The organism is Paenibacillus sp. 8b26 (assembly GCF_050626875.1).
GTDB lineage: Bacteria > Bacillota > Bacilli > Paenibacillales > Paenibacillaceae > Paenibacillus.
This window is the reverse complement of record NZ_CP192445.1, coordinates 785,425-807,346: the sequence shown is the minus strand read 5'-3', so window position 1 is coordinate 807,346 and position 21,922 is coordinate 785,425. Positions and strand designations below refer to the sequence as shown.

Here is a 21,922-nt window from a genome sequence, read left to right as displayed (position 1 = left end):
GAATAAAAAAATGGTTTTTTAGTCGAGAAGGGGAGATACACCAGATGAGCAATAGAAAGTTTAATGTAGCTGTCGTTGGAGCGACAGGCGCTGTAGGAGAACAAATCGTAAGTCTGCTGGAAAAACGGGATTTTCCTGTGGATAAAATTAAATTTCTTTCTTCGCCTCGTTCTGCCGGCACTTTAATTAGCTTTAAAGGTCAGCAAATTCCAGTAGAAATTGCAACCCCCGACAGCTTTGAAGGAATCGACATTGCCTTGTTCAGTGCAGGCGGAGACGTAAGTAAGGAACTGGCACCACATGCTGTTCGTCATGGTGCGGTTTGCATTGACAACACAAACGCCTTCCGTATGGACCCTACAGCTCCTCTTGTCGTTCCTGAGGTGAACAGCGACAAAATTGCCGAGCATCAGGGGATTATTGCCAACCCGAACTGCTCCACCATCCAGATGGTAGCTGCTTTGAAACCATTATATGATCAGTATGGCATTTCCCGTATCATCGTATCCACATATCAAGCGGTGTCCGGGGCTGGAAGTCGTGCCATTGATGAACTGAATCGTCAAAGTGCAGCGATCCTTAACGGTGAAGAAGTACAGCCAGATCTGCTGCCAGTCGGCTCATTGCCGGTGAAACATCAGATCGCTTTCAATGCTATCCCGCAAATCGACAAATTCCAGGACAACGGCTATACACTGGAAGAAATGAAAATGGTTCGTGAAACGAAAAAAATATTAGATGATGAATCTGTGGACGTAACAGCAACGTGTGTCCGTATTCCTGTCGTATACGGACACTCGGAATCCGTCTATGTAGAGCTTAAAAAAGATTATGATTTGGAAGAAATCCGCAATCTGCTTGCTTCGGCACCGGGTGTAACACTGGTAGACGATCCTGCTGCGCAGCTCTATCCGCTGGCATCCGAAGCCGCAGGGAAACCTGACGTATTCGTAGGACGTGTACGCCGTGATTTGGGCAACAGCCGTGGATTGAATCTGTGGGTTGTATCCGACAACCTGCTCAAGGGAGCGGCATGGAACGCGGTGCAAATCGCCGAGATTATTGCTGCAAATGCGGAGTAAAGTTCCTGAAGCAGGGAGTAAGATGGGGGAAAAACAATGAGTATTTTAGTTCAGAAATTTGGAGGCACCTCGCTGTCCACACCCGAAGCGCGTCAACTGGTGTTGGGACATGTCAAGCGGGAGCTGGAACAGAATGTTCAACTGGTTGTCGTTGTGTCGGCCATGGGGCGGAAAGGAGAGCCTTATGCCACCGACACGCTGCTTGATTGGGCTGCGTCTAACGGCGACAGTCTTCCTAGGCGCGAACGGGATTTACTGCTGTGCTGTGGTGAAATTATTTCTGCCGCTACATTGTGCAGCCTGATGGAAAATGAAGGTATTCCTGCTACGGTGCTGACCGGGGCACAAGCGGGCTTTATTACGGATAATCAATACGGCAATGCTCGTATTTTGGATATAAAGCCAGACCGTATCGTGGAAGAGCTGAACCAGGGTCGTGTTGTCATTGTGACAGGCTTCCAGGGACAGACTGCAAACGGTGATATGACCACCTTGGGTCGTGGAGGCAGCGATACTTCCGCTACCGCTCTGGGTGCTGCTCTACATGCGGATATGGTAGATATATATACGGATGTGAACGGCATCTTGACCGCCGATCCGCGCATTGTAGAAAATGCAAAGCCGCTTGCCCATGTCAGCTATACGGAGATTTGTAATATGGCTCATCAGGGGGCTAAGGTTATCCACCCCCGTGCCGTTGAAATCGCCATGCAGGCGAATATTCCTGTTCGGGTTCGTTCTACCTTTTCCGAAGGGGAAGGAACGCTGGTCACCCATCCGGAGGGCTTTAAGGACGTACAGGCAGACATCGTTGACCGTTTCGTGACAGGTATTGCGTATGTCGGCAACGTCACACAAATTACCGTAGAATTAAAGCCTGGCTCGGAGCATTTGCAATTACAAGTATTCAAATCCATGGCTGAGCATGGAATCAGCGTCGATTTTATTAATGTAACTCCATCCGGGGCAGTTTATACCGTGTTCGATATTGATGGAAGCAAAGCGGTTGAAGTATTGAACGGACTGGGCCTGGAGCCTAAAATTTTGGCAGGATGCGCTAAAGTATCCGTCATAGGCGGCGGTATCAATGGGGTACCGGGCATTATGGCAACGATTGTGGAGGCACTGGCAGAATCAGACGTACAGATTCTTCAATCGGCAGATTCCAACACAACAATTTGGGTACTCGTAAAAAAAGAAGATATGGTGCAGGCTGTACGCGCATTGCATAATAAATTTGAACTCCATCAATAGGCGCAATGTCCGTGCTCGGACTTGCAAAAAAGGAGGCAGCATGGTGAATTTCGGCAGACTGATTACTGCAATGGTGACACCCTTTGATCGGCAAGGAGAGATTGACTGGACTGCACTATCCTCGTTGATTGATTATTTAATAGAAGAACAACATTCAGAGTCTCTTGTCGTATCAGGAACGACGGGCGAGTCCCCTACCCTGAGCGATGATGAAAAAATCAAGCTGTTTGCATTTACTGTAGAAAAAGCAGCCGGACGATGTAAAATCATTGCCGGTACTGGCAGCAACAATACACGTCACTCCATTCATCTGACCCGTGCTGCGGAGCAGGCAGGGGTAGACGGTGTTTTGCTAGTAGTGCCTTATTACAATAAACCGAATCAGGAAGGGATGTATCAGCATTTTGAAAGTATTGCAAATTCCACATCCCTTCCAGTCATACTGTATAATGTACCAAGCCGTACCGCAGCCAGTCTGACGGCAGAAACGACGCTGCGTCTCGCGCAAATCCCTAACATTGTGGGAACCAAAGAATGCGCGTCGCTGGCGCAGATCACACAGATTGCAGCCGCAGCTCCGGAAGGATTCTTCATTTATTCGGGGGATGACGCTTCCGGGCTGCCTGCTATGGCTGTAGGTGCTTATGGAATTATCAGCGTGGCAAGTCATGTGGTAGGCGCAGAAATGAAGCAGATGATTGATGCACTTGTAGGGGGAAACGCACAGCAGGCAGCAAAATTGCATCAGCAGTTGTTTCCGGTTTTCAAGGGTTTGTTCGGCTGTCCTCATCCGCTGCCTAATCCGGTGGCTGTAAAATATGCGTTGGAGTTACGGAATGTTTCGGTCGGTTCTGTCCGGTTGCCGCTTATTCCTCCGACCGAAGAGGAAGCAGAATTTATTAAAAAGTTATTTGCCCGCTAATCGGCAAAAATGACTTTGAAATGTTAAATGAATATGAGAAATCATCCTTGTTAAAGGTAGCCGGGAGTAAAAAACCGGAGAATTTGTATAGTCTGACAAGGTACTTCGGCATGAGGGCGTTCTTATAGGGCGCCCTTTTTGTCGTACCTTTTAACCATGCATAAAGATAATTGAACAGGGAGTAATGGTTTTAGACGGGAGCGGGAAACCTATGCGTAACGAACAGGATGACTTGTTTTTTCTTATTTTAATCATGTATAATGAGGTCAAGTGACTGGGTGCGGTATTCTTTTGAAAATTAAATAAATAAATCAAGGTACGACGTCCAACTACCATAGGAGGTTTAGATTCATTTGTCTAAAAAAACAAACAACGATAAATTGATGATTTTCGCTTTGGGCGGCGTCGGTGAAATCGGGAAAAATATGTATGTCATTCAATACGGCAATGACATTGTCGTGGTGGATTCGGGTCTGAAATTCCCGGAAGAGGACATGCTTGGTATTGATATCGTTATTCCTGATATTTCCTACCTTACGGAGAACCGCGACAAAGTAAGAGGCATAGTGCTGACTCATGGTCATGAGGACCATATTGGCGGTTTGCCTTACGTGCTGAAACATTTGAACGTACCGGTATACGGTACCAAATTGACGCTGGGACTGGTGGAAAACAAGCTGAAGGAAGCGAATCTGCTTGGCGAAACCAAACGTATTTTGATCAATGCTGATTCCGAAATCAAACTGGGTTCCACGCTGAAAGCAACATTCTTCAGAACAAACCACAGTATTCCGGATTCGGTAGGTGTATGCATTGATACTCCTGAAGGCGCTGTTGTTCATACAGGTGACTTCAAGTTTGATCATACTCCGGTTAACGGACAATATGCAGATTTGCAGCGTATGGCTGAAATCGGCACACGTGGCGTACTGGCTCTTTTGTCAGACAGTACCAATGCGGAAAAACCGGGCTTTACTCCATCGGAAAAGAGCGTCGGCATCGTGCTGGAAGACATTTTCCGTAAGTCGAAACAGCGTGTAGTTGTAGCTACTTTTGCTTCCAACGTACACCGTATTCAGCAGGTCATTAATGCTGCGGAATCGACAGGACGCAAAGTGACGGTTATCGGTCGCAGTATGGTTAATGTCGTAGGGATTGCTTCCGATTTAGGTTATTTGGAAATTCCGGATGGAATGCTGATTGAGCCTGAGGAAGTTGGAAAAATGTCAGCGGATCGCGTAGTTATTCTCTGCACAGGTAGCCAAGGCGAACCGATGTCCGCTTTGACAAGAATGGCACGTTCCACACATCGTAAGGTGGATATTCTCCCTGGAGATTCGGTCATCATTGCTGCTACACCGGTACCGGGTAATGAAAAATATGTAGGTCGCACGATTGATGAATTGTTCCGTTTAGGTGCCAATGTTTATTACAGCGCAGCTAATCCGGGAATTCACGTTTCCGGACACGGAAGCCAGGAAGAACTCAAACTGATGCTGAATCTGATGAAACCCAAATTCTTCTTGCCAATTCATGGTGAGTTCAGAATGCAACGTCGTCATGCCCTCCTTGCCGAATCGGTAGGTGTAGAGCCAGACAACATTTTCATCACGGATATCGGTGAAGTTATTGAAATTCAGAACGGTGGAGCACGCAGAGCTGGTAAGGTTACAGCGGGCAACGTGTTAATCGACGGACTGGGTGTAGGAGATGTAGGGAATATCGTATTACGCGACCGTAAATTGCTGTCACAGGACGGTATTTTGGTTGTTGTTGTCACCCTGAGCAAGCAGGACGGCACGATCAAGTCCGGACCGGATATTATTTCCCGCGGTTTCGTATATGTCCGCGAATCGGAAGGTTTGCTGGATGAAGCGAATCGCATTGTCTCAAGCACACTGCATAAGCTCATGAGCGAGAATGTAAATGAATGGGCTTCCCTTAAAACAAACGTCAAGGATGCGCTGGGTCGCTTCTTGTATGAGCAAACTCGTCGCAGACCGATGATTTTGCCAATCATTATGGAAGTGTGAGTCAATTGAAATTTGCTCGAAAACCTGAATTAAAAACTTAAGTCACAGGCACACAGTCGCCTCTCTTCCCGCAGGAAATATTGGACGGTTTCCGCGGGAGGGGAGGCTTTTTTGGCTTTTCCGGGTGAGGAAATAAGGGGAGCCATGGGGGCGGGTATAAAATATTCCATTTCCATCCCATACTATAGGGTGAATACGGGTCACAAAGACGCGTAAAGCGAAAGGAAGATTACCCACATGGAACAATACAGCAACCTATCATCCGGCAGACAGGAAACGGAAGCACCGGATCAACCTATGCCTGAAGTCGGGCAAAGACCCATTTCCCCCGCTATGGAGGCCTTGCAGCAACTGGGACAAACCTCCATGCCCGGAAGCGAATCGAATATTTTTTGCATGACAATTATCGGTCAGATTGAAGGACATTTGATTTTGCCACCCCAAAACAAAACGACCAAATACGAGCACATTATTCCCCAACTGGTGGCAGCAGAACAAAACCCCCGTATTGAAGGCTTAATGATACTGCTGAATACAGTAGGCGGGGATGTAGAGGCCGGACTGGCTATTGCTGAAATGATCGCTTCAATGAGTAAACCGACGGTAACGATTGTCATTGGAGGCGGGCATAGCATCGGTGTACCTATCGCTGTCTCTTCCACCTATTCTTATATTGTCGAGAGCGCGACAATGACCATTCACCCGATTCGTATGAACGGCTTGGTCATTGGGGTGCCACAAACGTTTGAATATATGGAAAAAATGCAGGAGCGTGTTGTGCGTTTTGTGGTTTCCCACTCGCGTATTACCGAGGAGCGGTTTAAGGAGCTTATGTTTAAAACCGGTGAACTGAATCGGGATATTGGTACCGCGGTTGGAGGAGCCGATGCAGTGAAGTATGGCTTAATGGACGCCGTTGGTGGCATCGGAGAAGCGTTGAAACAACTGAACACCATTATTGAATCGCGTCGTCAGCAAAACGGAATTACAGGGACTCAGCAGCAGGCTCCGTTCGTACCTTTTCCCCCCAATGCTACAGGGAATCCGACTGGAACGCTCCCAAATGAGCATAATGGGGAGTTGCCCCAATGACATTATATACGGTAATGCCAATGGAAATGGTGTGGGAGGGCATGTGGAAGGAGACGGAGACGTTCGCGGAGGTTCGGGTTGACGGTTTACTCATGCAGGTACAGCCGCTCGAAAGTCGCAGGGGGATTATCGTCCGATTGCTGGACTGTCCACTGGAAACTTACCTTAATCCGCGTTATGAGCCTGGACAAGTCATCGAATGGTCGTAGAAGGTGTCGAGTAGGACGAAAATAGGTCGTTTAATGTCGAAAAAGAACATATGTGCGGATACCCAGTGACGTGGTATAATATTCTTCTGGGGGGTGACCTTGAATGTCCAGAAGAAGGAAAAGGAAAAAGAAAGCCGCGTTTGGCGGAGTTTTAAAATTCGAAATTTACGGCATTGTGCTGATTACATTGGCGGTCATTGCGCTGTCGGGTGAAGCGGCGGTCGGTCGCTCGCTATCCAAGATGTTCGGGCTTGTACTGGGGAAATTTTATTTTGTCATACCCCTGATCGGCATTTATTACGGTCTGATGGTGATGATTCATCGCAAATGGCCGAACCAGTGGAACTCGCGTAAAACGGGATTGCTACTGCTGGTATTTGCCTTTACGCTCATGAGCTCTATTTCATCTATGGAGCAGCGTTTGGGGCCGATCAATGCACTTCAACCGGGCGGAGTGATGAGCCAGATACATATAGATATGCGTGAGCAGTTGCTGTCACCTGACAAGGAAGGCCATACCTCAATGCTGAACAAGGATATTAGCGGGGGGTACATCGGGGCATTGCAGCTTACTGTGCTGTTGTGGCTGTTTGGTCTTACGGGTGCCAAGCTGATTATGATTGTAATGTTTGTGATTTGCTTTATGTTGCTGACCCAGCTATCTTATGTGGATCTGGTGCGCATTGTTCGGACGAAGCTGCTGGCGGCAGGGGGAAGCGTTCGGAAAAAATGGATTGGTAAAGCCACTCCACTTTCGGCATCCGGCAGAGGTACGGGGAATAAAAAAATCAAGTCCGAGTCGATTCCTGCTTATGAGGAAGATATGGATGATGATTTTGATGAAATGCAGCCTCCGGCGCGTAAGCAGCCGATTTTCTTTCAGCTGTTTGGCCTGAAAAAATCGGCTGGAGAGGACGAGAATGATCGTTTCGTTCATGCTGACGAGGATGATCATGAAGCTGAGGAAGCACAGCCCTTGTGGAGAAATGCCAAGCAAGCAGATGAATTGTCCGATACTGCTGAAAACTTGGATGAGGAAGCTTCTGTTCCGATAAAAAGGTCACCGATTATTCGGGATTTCTTCGAGCAGGTGAAGCAAGAGGAAAGAAGACCTGAGGATGAATCTGAGGCATCCCTGGCTGGGTCAGAACAGATGGATTCAACTTATGATGAGCCGCTGGATGATAACTTTATGGATGCCACTGTAAATATAGATGCGGACAGTGCGGCAGCAACAGGCCATAATAAACTGGACAGTACAAATGGACAGGCCCAAATGAACGCAACGGGGACATCAGGCGAAGAGGTTGAAGCCACAGCTGCTGCCATTCCTGCTCCACCGCCGCCCAAGCCCTACAAGCTCCCGTCGTTCCGTTTGCTTTCCAAACCACAAAACGTGGGCAAAGGCATTGGGCAAAAGGATTACATGCAAACGGCACGCAAGCTGGAGGCCACATTGGAGAGCTTTGGCGTACGGGCGAAGGTACTTGAGGTGGTCCGTGGACCTGCGGTGACGCGCTATGAAATTCAGCCGGACATTGGTGTGAAGGTTAGCCGCATTGTGAGTCTGACGGATGACATTGCGCTTGCGCTCGCTGCGAAGGATATTCGTATGGAGGCTCCAATCCCGGGTAAATCGGCTATCGGCATTGAGGTTCCGAATAATGAGGTTTCTATTGTAACGATGCGTGAGGTTATGGAGACGACCATTTTCCAAGAGTCTGTATCCAATTTGTCCATTGCCTTTGGACGTGATATTGCAGGACAGACGATTGTTGGTAATTTGGCCAAGATGCCCCATTTGCTTGTAGCAGGAGCTACCGGTTCGGGTAAATCGGTGTGTATCAATGGTATCATCACGAGTATCTTGTACAAAGCGAAGCCGGATGAGGTTAAGTTCCTCATGGTCGATCCTAAAATGGTGGAGTTAAACGTGTACAATGGGATTCCGCATTTGTTGGCACCGGTCGTTACCGATCCGAAGCGCGCTTCACTCGCTTTGAAAAAAATTGTAGTAGAAATGGAAAAACGTTACGAGTTATTTTCCAAATCAGGAACCCGTAACATTGAAGGGTATAATAATTTGATGAAAGACAATCCTGCTGCGTTCCTACCTTACATCGTCGTCATTGTGGACGAGTTGGCGGATTTGATGATGGTAGCTGCGGGCGATGTGGAGGATGCGATTGCACGATTGGCTCAAATGGCGCGTGCCGCAGGCATTCATCTTATCATTGCAACGCAGAGACCGTCTGTTGACGTAATTACCGGGGTTATCAAAGCCAATATTCCTTCGCGTATCGCCTTTGGTGTGTCCTCGCAGGTAGATTCCCGTACAATACTGGACATGGGCGGAGCCGAGAAGCTGCTCGGACGTGGGGATATGCTGTTCATGCCAATGGGTGCTTCCAAGCCGGTTCGCGTTCAGGGAGCGTTCATGAGCGATCAGGAAGTGGAGAACATCGTTAATTATGTACGTGAGCAAGGTGAAGCACAATATGATGAAACGCTTGTACCTGAGGTAGAAGAAGTATCGGCTGATGCCGATGAAATGCTGGATGAGCTGTACGATCAGGCCGTCAACATCATTTTGGAGGCCAAGCAGGCATCTGTATCTCTCCTTCAACGTCGCATGAGGATCGGCTATACACGTGCGGCCCGGCTGATTGACTCTATGGAGGCTCGTGGAGTCATAGGTCCTTACGAGGGAAGCAAGCCCCGTGAGGTGCTTATTTCAATGGAACAATATCAGCAAAACAAAGTAAGTTCCTGACCAAAGGCTTTAGTGGAAATTACATCCAAAATCGCTGTTTGTAAGTATGGTGTTGGTTTAAATTCGACAACACTATGCGTACAGACAGCGTTTTTTTGCTTTTTTTAGGAATAGGAACAGCCGAATGAAAGAAGATTAAAAGGGTGAATAGCTTTAAGCAGAGCTTGTCATAATAAACGTAGCCATCCTGTTAATCCCACAAAAGAAAGGTAGAGCGCAGCATATGAAAAAGACAATGGTCTGGATTTGCACGGGTATTTTCGCAGCCTCGGCTATCACGTACACAGGACTTATTGCGAACGTCTCTGCGCAGCATGCAGAGCCGCTGAGCACACAGCAGGAAGTACAAGTAACAGAAACAGAGCCTTCCCAAGCGACATTTAGCACGGAGGCGGTTAATTACGGTTCCTATGGTCAGGATGTATATGAACTGCAATCCCGTTTGAAGCTGCTGGGCTTTTTCGGGGCGGAAGTGGACAGCCATTTTGGCAGCAGTACAATGAAGGCTGTCAAGGGCTTTCAAAAAGAGTTTGGCATGACCCCTGACGGAGTGGTGGGTGCAAAAACAAAGTTAAAGCTGGTGAATGCAACTCCTAATTGGAAACCGACGGAAGCTCCTTTACATCGTAAAAACAAGAGTTCCACTCAGGGACAGACAACGGACAATAATAGTACGAATCAAAGTGATGAAACGATGGGATCGGCTAACACGATGGGGTTGTCTGACAACGATCTCAAAATTATGGCTAACGCAGTCTATGGTGAATCTCGTGGCGAGCCATTTGAAGGACAGGTTGCTGTAGCGGCGGTTATTTTGAACCGGGTAAAATCGCCCAGCTTTCCGAACACACCGTCGGGAGTTATTTTTCAGCCGGGGGCCTTTACAGCCGTGGCAGATGGTCAGATATGGCTATCGCCAAATGAAACCGCACAGAAAGCGGTACGCCAGGCATTAAATGGCTGGGACCCGAGCGGAGGCTGCCTGTATTATTTTAATCCAAAAACAGCCACCTCCAAATGGATTTGGAGCCGTCCGCAGGTGAAGACCATCGGACAGCACATTTTCTGTATGTAAAACGCCGAAGCAGCCGGGAGCTTGTCTCCGGTTGCTTCTTGGCTTTTGCATCGTTAGAATAAAGATTGGTACACTTTACCTCTTTACAAGGAAGCATGACGGTAGCAGTTGCCCACCAAAGGATAGACGAAATTGACGTCACAAAGGAGTTTTGGACTTGAACAAAACAGGTTTCGAGCGTGGTACGAGCAGACAATTAAGGATTCATGTACTGCCGACCAAGCGCTTCAAGACGTTTGCCATATCATTGTATGTAGGAACTCCGCTACGGGAGGAAACCGTAACCCGAGTAGGTCTTGCGCCTTTTGTGCTGCGTCGTGGTACGGAATCATATCCTCAAACCACGCAATTTAGAGAGCAATTGGAGCAATTGTACGGTGCCGGCTTTGGATTCGATGTATATAAACGCGGAGATTATCAGATCGTGCAATTTCGCATGGATACCATTAATGACAGCTTCGTAAACAGCCCGGACAGCTTGCTCGATCGTTCGTTTGCCTTTCTTGGAGAAGTGCTGACGAAGCCTGCCTTGGAGAATGGCGCGTTTCAAACCGGATATGTCCAGCAGGAACGGGAAAATGTACGGAAGAAGCTGGAATCTATAGTCAATGATAAAATCCGTTATGCGGGAGAGCGCTGCATGGAGGAAATGTGCAAAAATGAGCCTTATCGTTTGCATCCCCTCGGTCAGCGGTCTGATCTGGACAGTATAGATGCGAAGGGCTTGTATCAGGCTTATGGAGAATGGCTGAACAACGCCAGCATGGATTTGTATGTGGTTGGAGATACGACGTTGGAGGAAGTGGAGAAGTTCGTAGACCGCTATTTCCAACTGAACCGTTCGGAAGTAAAGGGCTATGCCCCTGAACAACCCAAAGCCGTGGAGCGTGATGTACAAACGGTGGTAGAGCGTCTTGATGTAAATCAGGGCAAGCTGAACATGGGATTACGCACCCCGATTACGTATGGTGATGATCGATATGCCTCTGCATTGATGTACAACGGGATTTTAGGCGGTTATCCTCACTCCAAGCTATTCGTCAACGTGCGTGAGAAGGAAAGCTTGGCGTACTACGCATCATCACGGTATGACGGGCACAAGGGCATAGGCACGATTCAATCCGGTATCGAAATTCCCAATTATGAAAAAGCGGTTACCATTATCCGCAAGCAATTGGAAGATACGCAAAATGGGGCGATTACCGAGCTGGAGATGACTCAAACACAGGCGATGATCCGCAATTTATTGAAGGAAATGCAGGATTCCGCTTTTGAAATGATTGCTTACGATTTTAACAGACAGCTTTCCGGCAAAGAGCGGACGGTAGATGAGCTGCTGAGCCAGGTGGAGGCCGTCAAGGTGCAGGATGTTCAGGATGCCGCCCGGACGTTCCGACTGGACACCATTTATTTCTTGAGAGACCAGAAGGGGGAATAGCGGGTGGAGCACATACCTTATGAGCATTTGCAGGAAACGCTGTACTATGAAGTGATGGATAACGGATTACACGTCTATGTTTTGCCCAAACCGGGCTTTCAAAAGACATACGCTACATTTGCAACCAAATACGGTTCGGTCGATAATCATTTTCGCGTTGAAGGTCAGCAGCCGGTTAAGGTGCCGGATGGCATCGCCCATTTTTTGGAGCATAAAATGTTTGAAGAGCCTCAAGGCGATATTTTCGCTACTTTTTCCTCCAACGGAGCATCGGCCAATGCATTTACGAGCTTTGATCAAACGGTATATCTATTCTCCGCAACCGAGCACATTCAGGAGAATTTGACCACACTGATCAATTTTGTACAGCATCCTTACTTTACAGATGAGAATGTGGAGAAGGAAAAAGGCATTATCGGCCAGGAAATCAATATGTATGAGGATAACCCGGACTGGCGGAGCTACTTTGGTCTGATCGAAGCGCTATACAAGGTCCATCCGGTGCATATTGATATTGCAGGTACCGTTCAATCCATCAGCACGATTACGAAGGAAACGCTGTATAGCTGCTATGAGGCTTTTTACCACCCGAGCAATATGATCCTTTTTGTGGTAGGCGGAGTGGACCCGGCAGAAGTAATAGAACTGGTGCGTAACAATCAGGCGAAAAAGGATTACAAGCCGCAAGGAGAGATTGAGCGGATTTTTGATGAAGAACCTGCTACTGTGGCAGAGAAGCGTCGTGAGGTAAAGCTGGCGGTTTCTCTGCCTAAGCTGTTGTTCGGATTCAAGGAAGCCAAGGTAGGCCTAACGGGAAAAGAACTGCTCCGTCATGATCTGGAGACCAAGCTGATGCTCGATCTCTTGTTCGGCTCCAGTACGCAACTGTACCAAAAGCTCTACGATGAGGACCTCATTTCAGACAGCTTCGGCCATGAGTACAACAGCACGCCACAGTATGCGTTCTCTGCTATCGGCGGAGATACAAAGGACCCTGATCGGCTGTTGGCGCGGATACGTGAAGAGGTGGAGTCCATCCAGAAGCAGGGCTTCACGGCGGAACACTTTGAACGGGCACGTAAAAAGAAAATTGGCGGTTACCTGCGCATGCTCAATTCGCCCGAAAATATTGCGCATGAGTTTACGAGACATCGCTTTCGGGATAGTGATTTTTTCCAACTGCTCCCGGTCTATGAAAGCATTACGCTTGAGGATGTTAACCGCCGTCTGAAAGATCATATCCAGTGGGATCAGATGGCTATATCGCTGGTGGTGAGTCCGTAATGTCCAGGGAGAGGGAACCGATAACCACCAAGGACGGGGAATTAAAAGCTATTGGTGATACGACTGTGCTGATCACAGGAGCAAGCGGCGGGATTGGAGCGGCTATTGCTGAGCGTTTTGCGGCTGTTGGGATGAACGTGGTCATTCACTACATGAAATCCCATGAAAAGGCGAATGAAGTTGCCCGTCGTTGTATGGCTTATTCAGGCAAGGTGATGACCGTGTCAGCGGACCTGCGGAGCAAGGAACAGATTGTACGCATGCGCGAGAAACTGGAGAATCACGGGATGAAGCCAGATATTCTTGTGAATAACGCGGGATTATCTCATTATGGATTGCTGACGGATGTGTCGGAAGAGGAATGGGATGAAGTGATGGCCGTCAATGTGAAGGGAACCTTTCTGTGTACGCAGGTATTTATGCCACATATGATTTCCCAACGCTATGGCCGTATCGTGAATGTGTCATCTGTATGGGGAATATGCGGCGCTTCGTGCGAGGTGCTGTATTCCACAACCAAAGGGGGTATTAACGCATTCACTAAAGCGCTGGCTCAAGAAGTTGCGCCTTCAGGAGTAACGGTCAATGCTGTAGCTCCGGGAGCGGTGGATACGTCGATGCTGGATCATCTGGACGAAGGGGAAATCTCCAGTCTTGAAGAAGAAATTCCTGCCGGTCGATTGGCTCGGCCTGATGAAATTTCGTCACTGGTTTATTTTCTGGCGCTTCCTGAATCGGGCTATATTAATGGGCAGGTCATAAGTCCTAACGGAGGATGGGTAACTTGATGGGAAGTACAGATTTTGGAGGAAACCTTCCAGTATAGTGAGCACCTGAGAAGAGCATATTATAACTGTTGATTTTAAATCTGAATCATCTAAGGAGGATTTAAGTATGTCAACAGTTGTTCAGAATTTCGATACCTGGAAGAAGTTCCTTGGTCAGCGTGTGGAACAGGCGGAGAAGCTGGGAATCAGCCAGGATACCATTTCAGAGCTTGCTTATGAAATCGGTGATTTTCTGGATGAGAAGGTCGATCCGGCTAACCACTCCAACCGCGCACTGAAAGAACTGTGGGGAGTTGCCGATGAGGACGAGCGCCACACTATCGCCCGGCTGATGGTCAAATTAGCCAAAAGCAACGCATAAGCAGGAACCAACATGAAAAGCTCCCTTTTGGGGGCTTTTCTGTAATGGTTACAGAGCTGTTCTTGTAATTCCGTTGTAATTTATATATCATAAACGTGATCGAGGCTTATGTGATTTGTGTTGAATACAGGAAGCCTTTGTGGTCTCAATAATTGGTTTTGTCGAATGGTGTTATTTTATGATACAATAAGGCTTTGATTGGAAATGTTGACGGTTTTGAATGTGAATGAGGTGCTAATGTGACGGAAGAAATGAAACAGTGGTACATGGAGTACAAGATACATAAAAATCGTCCCGGATTGCTGGGAGACATTGCTTCCATGCTTGGTATTCTGGGAGTTAATATACTAACGATCAATGGTGTTGAAGGCGAAAGACGGGGGATGCTGCTGGAAACGGACGATGACGAGAAGATACGTATTCTCGGTGATACCTTAAAGAAGGCCAGCAATATTACAGTTACGGCCTTACGTACCCCGAAGCTGGTCGATATATTGGCAGTAAGACACGGACGTTACATTGACCGGGATTCGGATGACCGCAAAACATTCCGCTTTACACGGGAGGAGCTTGGGTTACTGGTCGATTTTTTGGGTGAAGTATTAAAGAGGGATGGCAATCAGGTCATTGGACTTCGAGGAATGCCCCGTGTGGGAAAAACCGAATCCATTATAGCCAGTAGCGTATGCGCCATGAAGCGCTGGACTTTTGTGTCTTCAACGCTGCTACGGCAGACGGTGCGCAGCCAGCTCTCCGAAGAGGAAATGAACCCTAACAATGTTTTTATTATTGACGGCATTGTGAGTACGATTCGGTCAAATGAAAGACATTATCACCTGCTTCAGGAAATTATGAGCATGCCGAGTACAAAGGTTATTGAGCATCCTGACGTTTTTGTACGTGAATCGGGATACAGCTTCGACGATTTTAATATCATTATTGAACTTCGCAATAATCCGGCTGAGGAAATTACTTATGATACCTTTACAGCCAGTTATACTGAAGATCTTTAAATAAGCGTAATTATACAAGGAGATGATGACATGTCAGAACTGGGTCAGCAATTAAAGGAGGCCCGGCTGCAAAAAGGATTGAGCCTTGACGATGTTCAGGAAATGACGAAGATACGCAAACGTTATCTGGAAGCCATTGAGACGGGCGATTACAAAGTGCTGCCGGGAAGCTTTTATGTCAGAGCTTTTATTAAAACGTACGCTGAAACGGTCGGTTTAAACCCCGACGAGATTCTGGAAGGACATAAAAGCAATGTGCCTGAACCGGAGCCGGAAGCTGTCATGGAGCCTGTGACACAGAAACGCTCCAGCCGTCCGGCTTCGATTGGAAATCTCAAATGGTTGCCGACAGCTTTAATGTGGCTTTTTCTGGTTCTTATTGTTGGGGTTATTTATGCTTATTGGGTGAGTAACAACCATACGGCTCCAAAAACAGCCGAGAATACAACACCGATTACGACACCGATTACGCCCGCTCCTGACAGTACTAATAAGGGGACTACGACACCGCCACAAAATACGACAACAACTCCTCCTCAGGGTAGCGGTCAGACGACAACGCCGAATAACGGTCAAACGGCAGCTCCCAATGGTGGCGGCGGACAAACCACTCCTGATACGGGACAAACGGGGCAAACCCAACCGGGAGGGACAGGTACAGGAACGGATACGACCACTCCTGACAGCAGCCAGCAGCCGAACACCACTACTCCGCAACAAGGTGTAACCGTGGCTCAGGATGGCAAGCAAGGTAAAACGACGATTTTCAAAGTTTCCAGTGCAACAGGAGCTACAGTCAAGGTCGATATTAAGGCAACGGGAGAAAGCTGGCTTGAGGTGTACAAGGGACAAAACTCACGTGGCGAAAAGCTGAGCTATGGCATGACCAAAAGCGGAGATGCTATGTCCTTTGACATCGGTCCGGAAGGTTTGTATATCAAATCAGGACGTTCTTCTGCCACGGATATTTCCGTAGCAGGTCAACCGATAACTGATAATAAATCGACGACTCGTGTTTTGATACAGCCAGGAGAGGCTTCTTCGACCGGAACGAGTGCCGGGGTGAGTGGTACTACTATGGATTCGACTACAGGCAGTACGAGTTCAACACAGAGCGGTACAACTTCTTCGACTACTGGCGGTGAATAAACCTTCTATTGCGCGGAAATACTAATGACTGTAATTCATGGGAAGCCAGTCATTTCATTTTCCGCAAAGTGAGGTGTATACATTATGACCGTCAGCTGGATTGTGACAGGGCTTGGTATAATTGTCAGTCTACTTGGCTATTATCTAACCCCAAGTGCATGGGGCTATGGCATACTAGGCTTTGGTCTTGCTCACATTGTGCTCGGACTTCTGGATATGTTCCGGAATCCGACCCGCAGCCACAGTTAGATATGTTGACCGTGGAATGAAATAAAGGCGTTTTTGTCAGCTTGACTGGCAAGAGCGCCTTTTTAGTGAGCGGATTATTGGATTTTTGTAAATGACTAGCCTATAATTAGTTATTGAACTTTGTTGTGGAAAGGAAAGTGAAACGATGGCTTCAGAAAATTCATTTGATATCGTCTCCAAAATGGATATGCAGGAATTGACCAATGCGGTTCATCAGACGGAGCGTGAAATTGAAACAAGATTTGATTTTAAGGGGAGCAAAAGTAGCCTTAAGCTTGAAAAGGAAGCTCTTACGATTGCATCGGAAGACGAATACAAGCTCAATGCGGTAATTGATATTTTGCAATCCAAAATGGCCAAGCGCGGTTTATCTCTTAAAAACGTGGAGTACGGTAAGCTGGAACCAGCCTCTTTGGGTTCAGTACGCCAGCGTCTTGCACTCAAGCAGGGGATTGATCAGGATAATGCCAAAAAAATTAACATTCTTATCCGGGACTCCAAGCTGAAAGTGAAAAGTCAGATTCAAGGTGATCAGATCCGCGTGACTGGAAAAAACAGGGATGATTTGCAAGCAGTCATTCAGTTGTTGCGCAAAGCTGATCTGCCATTGGAGCTTCAATTTACGAATATGAAATAAAGCCGTTTTCCCTCATGCAGATTGTAAGAAAAAATGATGCTTGATGCGCGGCAGGTTATTTTGACATGCGTTTTGCACCATATTATACTTGTAACGAAAATGCAGATGATCAGGTGTATAGCGGTAGTCAAAACGATTTACATAGGATTGAATTCAATCCGAAAACTGCCATTTTTAATCAAGTACGATAATCAGGGGAGAGTGTGTTGTGAATTTACCCAACAGAATTACAATAACGCGGATTTGCCTCATCCCGGTGATGATGCTGGCCTTGCTGGTGGATTTTGATTTCTATCCGCCGCCGATTGAGATCGGAGCTTTCAAGCTGCCGTATAATCAGTTGATTGCGGCTATTATTTTCCTCATAGCCGCCAGCACGGATGGTCTTGACGGATATTTGGCCCGTAAAAATAACATGGTCACCAACTTGGGAAAATTGCTGGACCCTCTTGCGGATAAGCTTTTGGTAACTGCTATTTTGGTTTCTTTGGTGGAATTGGGCAAGATTGATTCGTGGATTGTTGTTGTCATTGTTAGCCGTGAGTTTGCGGTTACCGGTCTGCGTCAAATTGCTTTACTGGATGGCTCTGTGGTCGCTGCAAGTAACTGGGGCAAAATTAAGACTGTCATACAGATCGTTGCCATTGTAGCGTTACTCATTAATAACTTCCCGTTTGTTTTTCTGGGTATTCCGTTTGATTTAATAGCGATATGGGCGGCTGCGTTAATTACCATTTACTCGGGCATTGACTATTTTGTAAAGAACAGTCATTTACTCCGCTCCTCCAAGGTTTAACAGGATACGTTTCATGGAGACAGCGATAGGGAGTTTGCTTATTGCTGTTTCTTTGTATAATTCCCACAACATTCGCTCTACAGGAGGCAGAAACGATGAAAGCTGAAATCATCGCAGTAGGAACTGAATTATTGCTTGGACAAATTGTGAATACAAATGCCCAATATTTGTCACAAGAGTTGGCTACGATTGGGATTGATGTATATTTTCAGACGGTTGTCGGCGATAACATGGATCGACTTCAGGAAGCGGTGCGTCTGGCTCAGAAGCGTGCGGATATTATTTTGTTCTCGGGCGGTTTGGGACCGACTCAGGATGATTTGACAAAAGATGCAATTGCCGCTGTGCTGGGACGTAAATTGCATATAGACCGTCTCGCTATGGATAAGCTGGAACAGTTTTTCCGTAATCGCGGGGTGGAGATGACCGAGAATAACCGCCGTCAGGCGCTTTCTATTGAAGGAGCTAGCCCTCTTGAAAATGAGACAGGGCTGGCTGTGGGCGATGCGATTGCACAGGAAGGTAAATATTATGTGATTTTGCCTGGTCCGCCGAAGGAACTTAAGCCGATGTTCGAGAATCAGGCAAAACCTTGGTTGCTCCAGCAAGCACTGAGCGGTAAGGAAATGCCGATTTATTCGAAAATGCTAAAGTTTGCAGGTATCGGTGAGTCTGCTCTCGAAACCCGGTTGCTGGATCTGATCAAATCACAGACGGACCCGACCATTGCTCCTTATGCCAAGGAGGGAGAGGTCACGATCCGTATATCCACCAAGGCGGCCAGCGAGAGCGAGGCGCTGGTCAAGCTGACGGCTACGGAAGTAGAAATTCAGCAGCGTCTTTCGGAATACATGTATGCGAGCGAGGACGTCACGCTGGAGAAGGTTATTGTGGATTTGATGGCCAATCTCGGACTGACTGTTAGCGCGGCGGAAAGCTGCACAGGTGGAATGCTGATGGAGCACATCACTTCCGTCCCGGGTAGCGCAGTTATGTTCCAAGGTGGTATCGTATGTTATTCCAATGAAATGAAGAAGAAGCTGCTCAACGTGCCACATGATTATTTGGAGGGGGACAATGCGCCCGGCGCAGTAAGCGAAGAAGTAGCCCTTGTACTTGCGGAGCAGGCAAGAATGGTCATGGACACTGATTTCGGACTCTCAGTTACAGGTGTAGCTGGACCCGGATATTCTGAGCGGAAGCCAGTCGGTCTGGTTTATATCGGTATTGCCGAGCGTGACAAGGAAACTGAGGTTTACGAGCTGAAGCTGAGCGGGAATCGTGAAACGATCCGGTTGCGGTCTGTTAAGGCAATCCTGTACAGATTATGGCGCAGACTGGTGGAAAATGAGAAGCTCTCTTAAGGAGCTGTATACGACGCGAGTTTTCATAGAGTTGTTTTAGATAGACGATTAATGGTATAATCATATTATCGGAAGAACCGTTGCAAAAGCTTTTTTGCCTGCGGTTCTTTTTTTGATTTAAGAGACAGATGGAAGTATAGAAGAGAACCGACCAAACAAAAAAAACGAATGTATGTTCGAAAAAATGCTTGGCAAGCGTGTCAAAACAAGGTATTATTAAACTACAAACAATGAAGGATGTGAGTTTATTGTCAGATCGTCGTGCTGCGCTGGATATGGCGCTCCGTCAAATAGAAAAGCAATTCGGTAAAGGTTCCATTATGAAGTTGGGTGAGTCCACCCATATGCAAGTGGAAACTATTACCAGTGGTTCGATTGCTTTGGATATTGCGTTAGGAACGGGCGGCTTCCCGAGAGGCCGAATTATTGAGGTATATGGGCCAGAATCATCCGGTAAAACAACGGTAGCTCTTCACGCTATAGCAGAGGTACAAAAAACAGGCGGACAAGCCGCTTTTATCGACGCCGAGCATGCTCTTGATCCGTCGTATGCCAGCAAGCTGGGTGTCAATATTGATGAGTTGTTGCTATCGCAGCCAGATACAGGAGAGCAAGCACTTGAGATTGCCGAAGCGCTTGTACGTAGTGGAGCGGTAGACATTGTTGTTGTTGACTCTGTAGCGGCACTTGTGCCAAAAGCGGAGATTGAAGGTGAAATGGGAGATTCCCATGTTGGTCTTCAAGCCCGTTTAATGTCACAGGCATTGCGTAAGCTGTCCGGTGCTATTAACAAGTCGAACACCATTGCTATCTTTATTAACCAATTACGTGAAAAAATAGGTGTTATGTTCGGTAACCCTGAAACTACACCAGGTGGACGTGCTCTGAAATTTTATTCTACAGTTCGTTTGGATGTCCGCCGCATTGAAAGCTTGAAAAACGGTAATGATGTTGTTGGTAACCGCACACGTATTAAAGTGGTGAAGAACAAAGTCGCACCTCCTTTCCGTCAGGCGGAAGTGGACATTATGTACGGCGAAGGCATCTCCAAGACAGGCAGTTTGATCGACATTGGTACGGAGTATGACATTGTCGATAAGAGCGGAGCTTGGTATTCCTATGAAGGTGAACGACTAGGTCAGGGACGTGAAAATGCGAAGCAATTTTTGAAGGAAAATCCGAACATTGCTAGCACGATCGAACAAAAAATTCGGGTGGCCAGCAATTTGATTACGACGGTAGCTCCGCCGACAGAAGAAGAGTTGGCACAGCAAGCCAAGGAAGAACAGGAATTGCTGGAGCTTGAATAAAGCTTGGTGAATCCTGGTTTGTGAACTGGAGCCAGGGGTTATGGCACAGCCGTTTGAATAGCATGATTCTGATGCCCTGCACAGTTGTGCAGGGTATTTTTGCATCGAATGTGGCCTGCGTGTCAGCTACATTTTACTTTTGCGTGGCGGGCGTTCTCAGCTTGCTTTCGTGAATATCAAAGTGAGGGAAGCACATTGCAATTGGAAGATGAAGGTGAACACACTTCGAAGGAAAATGAGCAGCAAGGCATTTCCCTTTTTCCTGATCATGAGGAATTGATGGTTACGAGGGTGGAACAGGGGCAGGGTAGGAAACGCGGAAGATACACGATTCATTTTGGCCCGTATTCATTGTCCATATTGGAAGATGTAATGATCAAGTACAATATGTTCAAAGGAACGACTTTCGTCAAAAAGGAACTGGAAGAAATCGTTCTGGCGGATGAAAAGCAACAGGCATACGTGCACGCGCTTCGTTATTTGGGACGAAAGCCGCGTACACGTCAGGAGATTGAGCAGCGTTTGACGCAAAAGGAAATGGGTCAAGCTGTTATTGATGAAGTGTTGAACCGTCTGGAGCGGGAGCGACTTGTGGATGACGATCTATACGCCCGTCAGTGGGCAAGGCAACGCATAACGAGCCAGCGGAAGGGGAAGATGTGGGTAAGGCAGGAACTGCGTCAAAAGGGCATCTCTAAAGCCTCTATCGGGGAAGCTTTAGGTGAGGTCAGCGATCAGGAGGAATGGGAGAGCGCTTTGGTTGTCGGACGCAAGAAATGGAATCAGGTGCGTGGAGATATAATGGAGAAAAAACGCAAAACGTATCCCTTTCTCATGAGGCGCGGATATTCGGGAGATATGACACGCCGCGTAGTTAATCATCTCACGATGGCCGAGCAAGATGGGACTTCCGATGACGAGGAATTATCGCAGTGGGATGAATAGTTGTTAAACAGCCGGGTATCCATTAGCTGGCACAAGTGAACAGAATGAGCTGGCAATCGTATGGAAAGCCACATGGTAATCTACTAAAGTTTGCATTCCCTTGACAATGCCATTTGTCAAATAATAAAATATATATGAAACGATGCTT

General features: G+C 47.3%; 20 protein-coding genes. All 20 read left to right on the top strand.

Annotated features, from left to right (window positions below; all coding sequences use genetic code 11):
- Nucleotides 1-44 precede the first annotated feature (44 nt).
- On the top strand, nt 45-1,082 hold the full coding sequence (locus ACQ4MX_RS03335) for an aspartate-semialdehyde dehydrogenase (RefSeq protein ID WP_134910072.1): 1,038 nt from the start codon (nt 45-47) through the stop codon (nt 1,080-1,082).
- 36 nt (nt 1,083-1,118) lie between these two features.
- The gene (gene dapG / locus ACQ4MX_RS03330) at nt 1,119-2,336 is read left to right on the top strand and encodes an aspartate kinase (RefSeq protein WP_431089372.1); all 1,218 of its coding nucleotides are present in this window, start codon (nt 1,119-1,121) and stop codon (nt 2,334-2,336) included.
- Between the two features lie 40 nt (nt 2,337-2,376).
- Nucleotides 2,377-3,258, top strand: a complete 882-nt coding sequence (gene dapA, locus ACQ4MX_RS03325; protein ID WP_431089370.1) for a 4-hydroxy-tetrahydrodipicolinate synthase — start codon at nt 2,377-2,379, stop codon at nt 3,256-3,258.
- A gap of 353 nt (nt 3,259-3,611) precedes the next feature.
- Nucleotides 3,612-5,291: a ribonuclease J gene (locus ACQ4MX_RS03320; protein WP_134910066.1), complete on the top strand. Its 1,680-nt coding sequence runs from the start codon at nt 3,612-3,614 to the stop codon at nt 5,289-5,291.
- 237 nt (nt 5,292-5,528) lie between these two features.
- Nucleotides 5,529-6,383: a ClpP family protease gene (locus ACQ4MX_RS03315; RefSeq protein WP_431089369.1), complete on the top strand. Its 855-nt coding sequence runs from the start codon at nt 5,529-5,531 to the stop codon at nt 6,381-6,383.
- The gene (locus ACQ4MX_RS03310; RefSeq protein ID WP_134910062.1) at nt 6,380-6,592 is read left to right on the top strand and encodes a YlzJ-like family protein; all 213 of its coding nucleotides are present in this window, start codon (nt 6,380-6,382) and stop codon (nt 6,590-6,592) included. The genes ACQ4MX_RS03315 and ACQ4MX_RS03310 overlap by 4 nt, the downstream gene beginning before the upstream one ends.
- 103 nt (nt 6,593-6,695) lie before the next feature.
- Nucleotides 6,696-9,365: a DNA translocase FtsK 4TM domain-containing protein gene (locus ACQ4MX_RS03305; protein ID WP_431089368.1), complete on the top strand. Its 2,670-nt coding sequence runs from the start codon at nt 6,696-6,698 to the stop codon at nt 9,363-9,365.
- Nucleotides 9,366-9,588: 223 nt separating this feature from the next.
- Nucleotides 9,589-10,440: a spore cortex-lytic enzyme gene (gene sleB / locus ACQ4MX_RS03300; RefSeq protein ID WP_431089367.1), complete on the top strand. Its 852-nt coding sequence runs from the start codon at nt 9,589-9,591 to the stop codon at nt 10,438-10,440.
- 157 nt (nt 10,441-10,597) lie between these two features.
- Entirely contained in the window at nt 10,598-11,878 is a 1,281-nt protein-coding gene (gene yfmF / locus ACQ4MX_RS03295) for an EF-P 5-aminopentanol modification-associated protein YfmF (RefSeq protein ID WP_134910055.1), read from the top strand.
- A gap of 3 nt (nt 11,879-11,881) precedes the next feature.
- On the top strand, nt 11,882-13,162 hold the full coding sequence (gene yfmH, locus ACQ4MX_RS03290) for an EF-P 5-aminopentanol modification-associated protein YfmH (RefSeq protein ID WP_431089365.1): 1,281 nt from the start codon (nt 11,882-11,884) through the stop codon (nt 13,160-13,162).
- Complete coding sequence (gene ymfI / locus ACQ4MX_RS03285; protein ID WP_431089363.1) at nt 13,162-13,950, top strand: elongation factor P 5-aminopentanone reductase; 789 nt, start codon at nt 13,162-13,164, stop codon at nt 13,948-13,950. The genes yfmH and ymfI overlap by 1 nt, the downstream gene beginning before the upstream one ends.
- Nucleotides 13,951-14,056: 106 nt before the next feature.
- Complete coding sequence (locus ACQ4MX_RS03280; protein WP_014281144.1) at nt 14,057-14,311, top strand: DUF3243 domain-containing protein; 255 nt, start codon at nt 14,057-14,059, stop codon at nt 14,309-14,311.
- Between the two features lie 239 nt (nt 14,312-14,550).
- A complete protein-coding gene (locus ACQ4MX_RS03275; RefSeq protein WP_431089361.1) occupies nt 14,551-15,324 on the top strand; it encodes a DUF3388 domain-containing protein in 774 nt (257 codons plus the stop codon).
- 30 nt (nt 15,325-15,354) lie between these two features.
- The gene (locus ACQ4MX_RS03270) at nt 15,355-16,473 is read left to right on the top strand and encodes a helix-turn-helix domain-containing protein (RefSeq protein WP_134910051.1); all 1,119 of its coding nucleotides are present in this window, start codon (nt 15,355-15,357) and stop codon (nt 16,471-16,473) included.
- 84 nt (nt 16,474-16,557) lie between these two features.
- Nucleotides 16,558-16,722, top strand: coding sequence for a hypothetical protein (locus tag ACQ4MX_RS03265; RefSeq protein WP_162833917.1), 165 nt, complete (start codon nt 16,558-16,560; stop codon nt 16,720-16,722).
- A 145-nt stretch (nt 16,723-16,867) separates the two neighbouring features.
- The gene (locus tag ACQ4MX_RS03260) at nt 16,868-17,359 is read left to right on the top strand and encodes a YajQ family cyclic di-GMP-binding protein (RefSeq protein WP_025685003.1); all 492 of its coding nucleotides are present in this window, start codon (nt 16,868-16,870) and stop codon (nt 17,357-17,359) included.
- A gap of 208 nt (nt 17,360-17,567) precedes the next feature.
- Nucleotides 17,568-18,155, top strand: a complete 588-nt coding sequence (gene pgsA, locus ACQ4MX_RS03255; RefSeq protein WP_025685004.1) for a CDP-diacylglycerol--glycerol-3-phosphate 3-phosphatidyltransferase — start codon at nt 17,568-17,570, stop codon at nt 18,153-18,155.
- A 95-nt stretch (nt 18,156-18,250) separates the two neighbouring features.
- A complete protein-coding gene (locus ACQ4MX_RS03250) occupies nt 18,251-19,519 on the top strand; it encodes a competence/damage-inducible protein A (RefSeq protein ID WP_431089359.1) in 1,269 nt (422 codons plus the stop codon).
- A gap of 248 nt (nt 19,520-19,767) precedes the next feature.
- Nucleotides 19,768-20,829: a recombinase RecA gene (gene recA, locus ACQ4MX_RS03245; protein ID WP_134910046.1), complete on the top strand. Its 1,062-nt coding sequence runs from the start codon at nt 19,768-19,770 to the stop codon at nt 20,827-20,829.
- Between the two features lie 195 nt (nt 20,830-21,024).
- Nucleotides 21,025-21,774, top strand: a complete 750-nt coding sequence (locus ACQ4MX_RS03240; protein WP_431089358.1) for a regulatory protein RecX — start codon at nt 21,025-21,027, stop codon at nt 21,772-21,774.
- The last annotated feature ends 148 nt before the right edge of the window (nt 21,775-21,922 follow it).

Coding starts and splice junctions, on each gene's coding strand:
- ACQ4MX_RS03335 (WP_134910072.1), top strand. CDS start 45: ATGAGCAATAGAAAGTTTAATGTAGCTGTCGTTGGAGCGACAGGCGCT.
- dapG (WP_431089372.1), top strand. CDS start 1,119: ATGAGTATTTTAGTTCAGAAATTTGGAGGCACCTCGCTGTCCACACCC.
- dapA (WP_431089370.1), top strand. CDS start 2,377: ATGGTGAATTTCGGCAGACTGATTACTGCAATGGTGACACCCTTTGAT.
- ACQ4MX_RS03315 (WP_431089369.1), top strand. CDS start 5,529: ATGGAACAATACAGCAACCTATCATCCGGCAGACAGGAAACGGAAGCA.
- ACQ4MX_RS03310 (WP_134910062.1), top strand. CDS start 6,380: ATGACATTATATACGGTAATGCCAATGGAAATGGTGTGGGAGGGCATG.
- ACQ4MX_RS03305 (WP_431089368.1), top strand. CDS start 6,696: ATGTCCAGAAGAAGGAAAAGGAAAAAGAAAGCCGCGTTTGGCGGAGTT.
- sleB (WP_431089367.1), top strand. CDS start 9,589: ATGAAAAAGACAATGGTCTGGATTTGCACGGGTATTTTCGCAGCCTCG.
- ymfI (WP_431089363.1), top strand. CDS start 13,162: ATGTCCAGGGAGAGGGAACCGATAACCACCAAGGACGGGGAATTAAAA.
- ACQ4MX_RS03280 (WP_014281144.1), top strand. CDS start 14,057: ATGTCAACAGTTGTTCAGAATTTCGATACCTGGAAGAAGTTCCTTGGT.
- ACQ4MX_RS03270 (WP_134910051.1), top strand. CDS start 15,355: ATGTCAGAACTGGGTCAGCAATTAAAGGAGGCCCGGCTGCAAAAAGGA.
- ACQ4MX_RS03265 (WP_162833917.1), top strand. CDS start 16,558: ATGACCGTCAGCTGGATTGTGACAGGGCTTGGTATAATTGTCAGTCTA.
- ACQ4MX_RS03260 (WP_025685003.1), top strand. CDS start 16,868: ATGGCTTCAGAAAATTCATTTGATATCGTCTCCAAAATGGATATGCAG.
- ACQ4MX_RS03250 (WP_431089359.1), top strand. CDS start 18,251: ATGAAAGCTGAAATCATCGCAGTAGGAACTGAATTATTGCTTGGACAA.